This window comes from Pseudomonas sp. P1_C12 (assembly GCF_056406435.1).
Genome location: NZ_JBFUAE010000032.1, coordinates 25599 through 35438 on the forward strand (window position 1 = coordinate 25599; position 9840 = coordinate 35438).

Annotated in this window: 10 protein-coding genes; 4 read left to right on the forward strand and 6 right to left on the reverse strand. The window is 56.9% G+C overall.

Annotated features, from left to right (window positions below; translation table 11 throughout):
* Positions 1 to 255: 255 nt before the first annotated feature.
* From AC1D19_RS29800 to AC1D19_RS29825, 6 genes are all read right to left on the reverse strand, one after another.
* The gene (locus AC1D19_RS29800) at positions 256 to 1440 is read right to left on the reverse strand and encodes an aminotransferase class V-fold PLP-dependent enzyme (protein WP_477765507.1); all 1185 of its coding nucleotides are present in this window, start codon (positions 1438 to 1440) and stop codon (positions 256 to 258) included.
* 143 nt (positions 1441 to 1583) lie between these two features.
* On the reverse strand, positions 1584 to 1808 hold the full coding sequence (gene tatA, locus AC1D19_RS29805; RefSeq protein ID WP_477765508.1) for a twin-arginine translocase TatA/TatE family subunit: 225 nt from the start codon (positions 1806 to 1808) through the stop codon (positions 1584 to 1586).
* A gap of 84 nt (positions 1809 to 1892) precedes the next feature.
* A complete protein-coding gene (locus tag AC1D19_RS29810; RefSeq protein ID WP_477765509.1) occupies positions 1893 to 2600 on the reverse strand; it encodes a cupin domain-containing protein in 708 nt (235 codons plus the stop codon).
* A gap of 45 nt (positions 2601 to 2645) precedes the next feature.
* Positions 2646 to 3503 (reverse strand): GNAT family N-acetyltransferase, encoded by an 858-nt coding sequence (locus AC1D19_RS29815; protein ID WP_477765510.1) that lies wholly within the window; start codon positions 3501 to 3503, stop codon positions 2646 to 2648.
* Between the two features lie 335 nt (positions 3504 to 3838).
* Positions 3839 to 5179 (reverse strand): OprD family porin, encoded by a 1341-nt coding sequence (locus AC1D19_RS29820; protein ID WP_477752796.1) that lies wholly within the window; start codon positions 5177 to 5179, stop codon positions 3839 to 3841.
* A 424-nt stretch (positions 5180 to 5603) separates the two neighbouring features.
* The gene (locus tag AC1D19_RS29825) at positions 5604 to 6530 is read right to left on the reverse strand and encodes a 2-hydroxyacid dehydrogenase (protein ID WP_477765511.1); all 927 of its coding nucleotides are present in this window, start codon (positions 6528 to 6530) and stop codon (positions 5604 to 5606) included.
* Positions 6531 to 6817: 287 nt separating this feature from the next.
* On the opposite strand from AC1D19_RS29825, the gene gabT reads away from it, so the two are divergent.
* From gabT to AC1D19_RS29845, 4 genes are all read left to right on the forward strand, one after another.
* Positions 6818 to 8110 (forward strand): 4-aminobutyrate--2-oxoglutarate transaminase, encoded by a 1293-nt coding sequence (gene gabT / locus AC1D19_RS29830; RefSeq protein WP_477752794.1) that lies wholly within the window; start codon positions 6818 to 6820, stop codon positions 8108 to 8110.
* 93 nt (positions 8111 to 8203) lie between these two features.
* Complete coding sequence (locus AC1D19_RS29835; RefSeq protein ID WP_477765512.1) at positions 8204 to 8860, forward strand: HAD family hydrolase; 657 nt, start codon at positions 8204 to 8206, stop codon at positions 8858 to 8860.
* A gap of 47 nt (positions 8861 to 8907) precedes the next feature.
* On the forward strand, positions 8908 to 9396 hold the full coding sequence (locus tag AC1D19_RS29840) for an Lrp/AsnC family transcriptional regulator (protein ID WP_008017091.1): 489 nt from the start codon (positions 8908 to 8910) through the stop codon (positions 9394 to 9396).
* Between the two features lie 211 nt (positions 9397 to 9607).
* A partial coding sequence (locus tag AC1D19_RS29845) for an acetyl-coenzyme A synthetase N-terminal domain-containing protein (protein WP_477765439.1) occupies positions 9608 to 9840 on the forward strand: 233 nt, incomplete at its 3' end.

Genomic DNA, 9840 nt, shown 5'->3' on the forward strand with positions numbered 1-9840 from the left:
CGAGTATGCGGTTGTTATTGATGATGTTGGTGGGCTGCGCCATACACGCCAAGAGTTGGGCGAGCGCCCCCTTAGACCTGGTCATTCTCTGTGACGCCGGCTATCCACCATATAGCTATGCCGATGGGGATGAGGCCAAGGGGCTTTACACCGATATTCTGCGCAAAGCCTTTACCCGCATGCCGGAATATAACGTGCAAATTTGTCCCGTACCTTGGGCGCGCGGTCTGGCGGAAGTGGCCTTAGCCCACCGGCCTATTTACTTGCAACCACCTGCTTTAGCGCCTCTACAAAGCGGCACAGATCGCTCTTCTGCGTGTAGATGCCCGGCGACACCCGAAGTCCGCTGATGTGCCTGATCTGGCGGAATTTGACATGCACCTGGTGGGTTTTTCGAAGCTCCTGCTCAACCCATCGAGCATCACATTGATCGATAGAGAACAGGCTTACTGCGCCCAGCTCGACGGTATCAAGTGGCGTGTGGAGCCTGAAACCGGGAATGTCTTTGGCGAGGTCAACCCAGTAACGGGTCAGCTCCTGTAGGCGCGCGTGAATGACTCGCGTGCTGATTTGTGCATGGAAACGGATAGCCGGGGCAATGCCCGCCTGTATCGCCGAGTTATAGGTGCCGAGATTCCAGTGGTCGAATTTGTCGATCTGTAGCGGCGGCGGATCGAAAGGCCCCAGCAATGGCCAGGTGCTGTCGATTCGGTCACGCCTCACAATTAGCATGCCATTGCCGACCGGCGCCCCCAGCCATTTGTGGAGGCTGGTGATGAAGTAGTCGCAATCCAGGTCGCGGAAGCTGAGCGGTATCTGCGCAAACGTCTGGGCACCGTCCACCACTGTGATAATCGCCCGCGCTCGGGCTAGCGCACAGATGCGCTTGACCGGCAGGACTCGCCCGGTCCAATGCAGCATGTGGGTCAGCTGGATCACCCGGGTACGCGGGGTAATGGCCTGTGCATACGATTGCACGATGACATTCTCATCGTCCATCAGGTCGAAGTCGACGGTCACCACTTCGATGCCTTCGCGCTGCTGACGCTGCAACCATCCGGCTATCACGCTCGGATAGTCCCACTGTGAGACCAGCACCTGGTCGCCGGCCTTCAATGGAATGCCGAAGATGGCTGTCGACAAGCCTTCGGATGAGTTGCGGTTCAGGGCGATCTCATCGGGATCGCAATCGGCCATGTCAGCCAGCTGTTGCTTGATCGTAGGGAGCTCGGTGTCGAGCTTGCTCCACATATTGACGTCCGGGTTGTGGCTGATCAGCCGATAGGCATCGATCATGGCCTGCTCTGCCACCAGCGGTGGCGGACTCACGGCCGCGTTGTTCAGGTTCAATAGGGGGCGCTGCTCTGGATAGGCTGCGCACACGCGCTCCCAGAATGCTTCCTCAGCGACAGACTTGTCTGACATCAGCTGCACTTCCATTTTCGCTTCTCACCTCTGTTTGAATTGTTTACTTGGGCTTGGGCGCTCGCCACGCCGACGAGCTTCAATGGCACGATCAGTGATCTCTTCAGAGCTGTCTGGACCACCAATAGACGTTCGCTAAAGCCGATATAGATTAGGGGTTAGTATTTTTTTACCGAGTCTTCGAGTGTGCGCGCCTGAGCGTCGATGGGTGGGTCGCCGGGCTCCTCGGTGACTGGCTTATCGTCGCCCATGGATTTGCGGAACCCCCTGATCGTGTCGCCGAGATCCGACCCCAAGCCTTTCAGACGCCTGGTTCCGAACAGCATGATCACGATCAACAGGATGATCAGGAGTTTTCCGGTACTGAAGCCACCCAATCCCATTGTCTGTACTCCGCAAGTGATTGATCGGTTTGGTGGTGGGGCCGGAGGAGGAAAATCCGTCTGCCGGCGCTAACTCGGTTCGAGTTATTTGACGACGTAGAACTTGCGTACATAGGCGCTGCTATGCCAGGCGCATGGTGCGCCTCGGGGCACGAATACCGTATCGCCAGTGTTGACTGTCAGATCGATCCCGTCCGCCAGCCGGAGGGTGACGCTACCTTCGATCAGGTGCATCAGTTCATGCAGCAGGTGCGGCCTCGCCCCGCGGGTATAGGGTGTCGAATCCCAGACGCCGATGCGCAGGTTGGTCGCCTCTTCGACATACAAATTGTGCGAGCGACATTGCGGTGGCGGGCTTAGCAGAATTTCTGGCCCCGGTGCCGCCGAGGGAGAGAGCGGGGTTAGCGGGGGGAGCACGGTGAGCCCGGGATGGCGCTCTTCAACGAGCTGGGTATCCGCGCAGAATGCCCAGAGAGAGTCGGGTTGCGCCTCGATCTGGAGCGACGTACCGCGGGCGATCACGGCGCTGTCGCCGGGATTTAGTTGGAGCCTGTGATCCTGGCTCCGCAGGGTGACGCGTCCCGCGTGAACCACGATCGTTTCGCTATAGGGATAGTCATCGACGTTGAACTGTCCGCTCGCCTGGACCACGCCGGCAGCGATGTCATCCGGCCCGAGATAAGCAATGTGCCGGTCGAAAGGATCGGTGGCCCCCAACGAACCGGGGGTGAATTTTGTTGAAGCGAGACTGCCGTCGGCGTGTGCCAACAGCACTGCAGTGGGTTCGAGCATGAAGGTGTTTCTCCAGGAAAATGCATTGGATGTAACGCTGGTTTGTCAGCCGATGGCCTGAGTCACCAGCGCAAACTGGCGCACTGCGCCGATAGCCTGCGGTGGGGTGCCACGAACCATTTGCGCAACGGTGTCGACCTGCTTCAGCCCGGCTTCTTCCAGCCAAGGGGCCAGTCCGCTATCGGACGGTATATCCATGCGCACGAATGCGTCCGGAACTCGGGCCAACAACACCGCGATCAAGTGCTTGGCCTGCTCTGGACTTTCCGCGATGACCGGGCCGATGCAGCGACCACGGCCGAATGGGCGCAGCATGGCGAAGGCGCGTAGCTGACCCTCGCGCTCGATACCGACTGAGTGTTCGACAACATCGAATAGATCATTGAGCACGGCGTGTCTGTTCAGGCCGCTGCCGTCGTTGGCCAGTACGACTTGATCGTTTCTATCGGCTTCGGTCAGCGGGCGACAGCGCTCATCGGCTGGAAGATCATTTGGTACTGGAGACAGCGCATACCCCTGATGTTGTTGAATATGTCCAAAGTCAATGAATCCCTGACTGGCATAAAGTGGGGCACCGGCCAGCGTCGCATTGAGCATGGCGGTACGTGAACCGCAAGCCTCAAGTGCCAGTTCCATCAGCTTGCGACCTATACCCTGGCCCTGGTACTCATCACTGACGATCACCAGGCCGATAGTGGCGTAATCTCCCTGCGCACAGGTGAACGCGGTACCTATCAGGCGACCTCCATCTTCTACGACATAACCCTGCGCGATGCGCTGTAACATGGCCCATTCCTCCAGGCGGTGGGGCCATTTCAGCTGTACGGACAAGGCGTGGGCCAACGGCACATCGGCCGGGGTCATGGGGCGATAGCTATACGTAGGGCGTTGCGAGTTGGACATGACAGATCTCCGTATACAGGGAGCGTGACCGGTCGGATTTCTCCGTGGAAAGTATTTGTATCTCACCTGCTGCGAGGCCTGACAAGAGGCCTCCATTGATTCGGCAGATTCTTTAAGCGACAGCTTTGTAGGCCACATTTACTGCTCAAATGAGAAGCAGGATCGGCAGCAAATACTGGATCGACTTACAGGATGCAGAGCAAAGCAAAAGGCACTTCTGATGGGGAGATTGCTTAAAAAAAGGCGCCCGGATGGGCGCCTCAAGGCTAAGGGCGCGTGGAGCAGACCTTCAATAAAACCGGCCGGTCCACAGGTAAACCGGCCAGGACCAAACGTTACAGAATGCTCAGCGGATACTCGATGATCAGGCGGACCTCGTCGATATCGCTCTCGAACGAGGTCGCGCGGTGTGTAGCCTGGCGCAGGCGGAAGGACAGGTCCTTGGCGGCCCCTCCCTGGACCACGTATTTTGCTTCCAGGTCACGCTCCCACTCCTTCTGGTCGTCACCCACCTTGTTGGCATAGGCACCTTTCGGATCGGCTTTGGTGCCATCGATTTGATCACCTTTGACATAGCGGGCCATAAAGCTCAGCCCCGGTATGCCGAATGGAGCCATGTTCAGGTCATAACGAGCCTGGATGGAGCGCTCGTTGGGAGCGTTGAAGTCGGAATACTGAATCGAGTTGGCCAACCAGATCGAGTCCACACCGATGTAGTCGAAATACTCGTCGCCATCGATCTTCTGATAAGCCAGGGTGAGCTTGTGGGCACCGAAGGAATAGGCTGCCTTCGCCGACCAGCTCGTGGTGTCCAGTTTGCCGGCACGCGCTTCGCCTTGGTCCTGGGTCTTATAGGCTATCAAGCCAAAATTCAGCGACTGCTGGTCAGCCAGAGGAATCGTATAGGAGGCACTGCCGAAGTGCTGACGCCAGACATTCTCGGCCTCACTGGTGTACGCCTTCAGGCTAAGGTTTTCGTTGATTTTATAGGTGCCGCCGATGAAGTCGACGCTGTCAGCTTCGGTCCCTCCGTATGTAGTGAGCAGCTTGTCATTGGAGTTGGTCGAATTGCGATTGTTGAATGCGGTGAAGTGGCCACCCTCGAAGGATAAGGCATCGAATTCGTTGCTCGACAGTTGGAAGCCGGTAGCTGTTTCCGGCAGCAAGCGGTTGTCACCGGGGGCGAATACCGGTGCGGTCGGGCGTTGTTCGCCGTACTTCAGCACGGTGGAGGAAATGCGCATCTTCACTGCACCGCCGATCTCGCCATAGCTATCTGGCACGTCGGCTTCGGCGGTGCGATTGTTGCTGATGGGCAGCAGGCCGTTGCCGACCCGGCCACGGCCAGTGTCCAGCTTGACCCCACCGTACGCGTAGGCATCGGTGCCGAAACCGATGGTGCCCTGGGTGAAACCGGAGGCGAAGTTGAGCATGGCCCCTTGTGCCCACTCCTCGCGATAGCCATTGCGCTCGCTGGCCGGCTTGGAGCCGTTAGTACCTTGGCTATTGCTGCCGCCATTACGGAAGTCGCGATTCATATAGAAATTACGATTGAGCAACCCGAGGCTGCTGTCTTCAATGAAGCCATTGGCTTCCTGTTGCTGACCCGCTATTGCCAGTTGCGTGGTGGCGGCAATGACAGCCAAGGAGAGAGAGCTTAGTTTTGCGATGTTCATCGCTTACCCCATTTGATCTTATTAGTGTTGGTTATCTGCGCGGCAGGCGATGCTCTTGCGGCAGCTCAGGTAAACCACTGCGAAGTAAACCCGGGAGAGTCCTGTCGATCAGCGCCTTGCAGTGGACTTGACCTGCAGCCGGGCTCCGCACAGCGGTGGCTGTATCGCAGTTACGGCGAGGCCTGACAATGGGCTGCAGTCAATTCGGTAGATTGCAAAAGTTATGGCTTAACGGGCCGCAATTACTACTCAATCGGGGGAGGAGATCAGCAGCAAATGTCGGCTGATTTTTTGGGGAGGGTATGCGCAAAAAACAGCAAAGTGGGATGAACAACAGGTTTGTTTTGCATAGCGCCAGATTTGCCTCAGAGAAGTAAAAAATCTGGCGCCGGTCGGTTGTTACCGGTGGGTTGGCAGTCGTTGGTCAGTAACTTCGCTCGCGGTCAACCTGACCAAGCATTGACTCACCGCGTTGATGCCGGCGGATATTCTCCAGCAACACGCTAAACGCACTTTCTGGTTGGGTCATCGCAGCGATATGCGGTGTCAGCAATATCTGCGGATGGTGCCAGAAGGGATGGTCCGGCGCCGCCGGCTCCTGTTCCAGTACGTCGAGCACCGCCGCGCTGAGCTGGCCGCTGGCCAAAGCCTCAAGCAGATCCTCTTCTATCAGGTGCCCACCCCGGCCCATGTTGACCAAGGCAGCACCTTTGGGAAGGTGCTGGAACAACTGTCGGTTGAGAATCCCTTTAGTCTCCTCAGTCAATGGCAAGACACAAACCACGATGTCGCAACGGCCGAGGAAGGTGGGAAGTTGCTCGGCACCGGCAAAGCAGTCCACCCCGGCAATGCGATGCTCACTGCGTGCCCAGCCTGATAAGGCGAATCCAAAGGTCTGCAAGGTGGCTAGAATCTGTTGCGCCTGCGTGCCGAGCCCCATGACACCTACCCGACGTTTGGCTGCAGGTTGCAGCAGGTGAGCCTGCCAGCACCGAGCCATTTGTTGCTGGCGATAACGGAGCATATCCCGGTGCAGGCTGAGCACCGCAAAACTGGCGTACTCGCACATGCCCCGAGTGATGCTCGGGTCGAGTAAACGTACCACCGGCAGGGTCGTTGGCAGGCGGTCAAGGTCAAGCTGGTCGACCCCGGCCGACAAGGCGAACAGTACCTGCAGGTTTGGCAACAATGTTTCGAGATCGTCCGGCGCCTGCCAGGCTGCCAGGTAGCGAATATCCTTCGGATCGCCGATGTCCGGCCAGGCACGCCATACGATATCCGGAGCGTGCTCAGCGAATAGGCGCTGCCATTGTTCGCCGCGCACCGGGTCAGCTTTATAGAGCAGGGCCATGGGTAACTTCTCGCTTTAGATTGGGAGTATCCAGCATGCCCGAGTGGCAGAGCAGGATATGTCGAAAGAATCTGCGTAAACGCATAACGTTGCGTTGTATGGGGTGCGCGTCGGCAGATTCCATGGGAGCTGGCTACAGCTGAAGGATTCTGCTGTTTACCGGGGTGAAAACAGTCGATCCGAATTTCTCAGAGGCCAAGTTCGGCTTAGACAATTGCGTCGAAAGCTTAACCTTTGGAACACATCGCAGCCGTTTCCCGGTTGCCAGGTTCACTATGGGAGATGCCATGAACAGTAAAGTCGAAGAAACCCCGAGTTTGCTCCGTCAGCGCGATCAATTCGTGCCACGGGGTTTGGTCACGGCACACCCCCTGGTCATCGACCGGGCCCAGGGTTCTGAAGTGTGGGACGTGGACGGGACGCGCTACCTGGACTTCGTCGGCGGCATTGGCGTTTTGAACATCGGTCACAATCACCCGAAGGTGGTCGCGGCAGTGCAGACCCAATTGCAAAAGATCAGCCATGCTTGCTTCCAGGTGGTGGCCTACAAACCCTATATCGACCTGGTACAGCGCTTGTGCGAGTTGGTGGGGGGCCAAGAAGCCTACAAGGCGGCGCTGTTTACGTCTGGTGCAGAGGCTGTGGAGAACGCGGTGAAGATCGCCCGCGCACATACCAATCGCCCAGCCGTTATCTCCTTTCGTGGCGGTTTCCATGGGCGTACTTTACTGGGTACGACCCTGACTGGCATGAGCCAACCCTACAAGCAAAATTTCGGGCCCTTCGCTCCAGAAGTCTTCCATACCCCATACCCTAACGCCTATCGCGGTTTCAGCAGCGAGATGGCTTTGCAAGCTCTTAACGAATTGCTGGCGACCCAAGTCGCTCCGGATCGAGTAGCTGCGATCATCATCGAGCCAGTGCAGGGCGATGGAGGCTTCCTTAGCGCGCCGCCGGAGTTTCTCCAGGCGCTGCGGGCTCTGACCGAACAACATGGCATCGTGCTCATTCTGGATGAAATTCAGACCGGTTTCGGCCGTACCGGCAAATGGTTCGGTTTTCAGCACGCCGGGATTCAGCCGGATCTGGTCACTGTCGCCAAGAGCCTCGCCGGTGGTTTGCCCATATCGGGCGTGGTGGGGCGTGCGCACATCATGGACGCGCCATTACCCGGTGGTCTCGGCGGTACCTACGGCGGTAACGCCCTGGCTTGCGCAGCGGCGTTGGCGGTGATCGAAACTTACGAACAGGATCAGTTGCTCGAGCGTGGTGAGGTATTGGGCGAGCGGCTGCGTCAGGGCCTGCTGCGCTTGCAGGCACGTTACCCTCGTATTGGTGACGTGCGCGGCACCGGCTTCATGCTGGCAATCGAATTGATCAAAGACGATGAGGCCCGCAGCCCCGATGCAGAGCTCACCCAGCAACTGATCGATCAGGCCAGGGTTGGTGGGCTGTTGGTGATCAAATGCGGGGTGTACCGAAATGTGCTGCGCTTCCTTGCTCCTCTGGTAACCGAAGAAAGTCAGATCGACGAAGCGCTGACAATTCTTGAAGCGGCATTGTTGCGAGTGTTGGATTAATCTCAGGTCTCGGTTGGCGCAATGTAGCAATGCGCCGACCGAGGGCATTTAGCGCACATGGATTGATGAATGCATCATGGGAGGCTACACACCATGTACCTGACTGATTATCGTGCACTGTTGATCGATTGCGACGAAGTCCTGGTCGATCGGGATTCCGGTATCTGGACGGCCCTGCAACCTTTGCTCGAAAACCATCCGGGCATGCCAGGCAGGGAAGAGGTATTGGCTGAGTTTGACGAGGCGGTGCGCACGCTCTATCCACGTTTTTCCGAGCTGGGCTTCAGTGGCTTGTTGTGCTTTGCCCATCGTCAGTTGGCCGAGCGTTTTGGGCTCAAGGCCAGTTGGGAAGAGGGCATGAGTTTCGCCCGTTCGGCGTGCAACTGGTCGTTGTTCGAGGACGCGCCCGGTGCCATGTTGTATCTGCGCAAATTCTATCGGCTGCTGGTGTACTGCGATCGAGATGCCGAGGATCGCGAACAGCTCTGCGAGCGTTTGGGGATTGTGCCCGAAGACCTGCATTCCCGAGCCAGTAATCCATTGGAGGACAGCGAGTGGTTGCTGGCCAACAACCTGGAGCCCAAAAATATTCTGCAGATTTCCAGACCTCCTGCGCAGACGCCAAAATTGGCTGGTTTGTGCCTGATCCGCCGTGGTCACGAGAATTATACTCAGGAATATTCCGCAGATTTTCACATCACAAGCATGGCCGACCTGGTCGCTCAGCATCAGCTATCTTTGCGACGTTGAGTTTGCTAAAACCACTGTCTATCTGAACGGCAATCAAGAGGTACCCGATGGAAGGTTTAATTAAACTAGACCGAATTGATATCAGTATCCTGGTTGAGCTTCAAAAAGACGGTCGAATGACCAACGTCAGTCTGGCCGATGCGGTGGGTCTGTCATCCAGTCCATGCTTGCAGCGGGTAAAGCGACTTGAATCGGCCGGCTATATTTCCGGGTATAGAGCTCATCTAAACCTTGCCAAGATCACCGACTCGGTCACGGTATTTACTGAAATCACGCTCAGCGACCATAAACGGGAGGACTTCGCCAAGTTCGAGTCCAATATTCGTTTGGTCGATGAGGTACTGGAGTGCCATTTAGTCAGTGGTGGTTACGATTACCTGGTGCGCTTCATGACCTGCAGTATTCAGCATTATCAGGAAGTGATCGAAGGGCTGCTGGACAAGAATATCGGTATTTCAAAGTACTTCAGTTACATCGTCATTAAATCCCCAGTACTTAAAGATGGGGTCCCGCTACGTAGGCTATTGCGTCACTGATGCCACCCAGAGCAATGGGATCAGACGAAGTTAGAAACAGTACGAAGTCCAAACCCATGTTGCTCAGCCACTTCCGGATATGACTTGTCGTTAAAAGAGCACAACACCATCACGGGCTGGCTTGAGACGTCGGCTGTAGCGCTTGCGAGCCGAGCACGATTAATCAGTGAAAAACAATTAACAAAAACAACTATTCACCGAGGTAAGAAAGATGAGTGCGGCTTCCCTGTATCCCGTTCGTCCCGAGGTTCTGGCTAACACGCTGACCGACGAGGCGACCTACAAGGCCATGTACCAGCAGTCGGTCGTCAACCCGGACGGCTTCTGGCGCGAGCAAGCCAAGCGCCTCGACTGGATCAAGCCTTTCACCACGGTGAAGCAGACTTCCTTCGACGATCACCATGTCGACATCAAGTGGTTCGCCGACGGCACCCTGAACGTGTC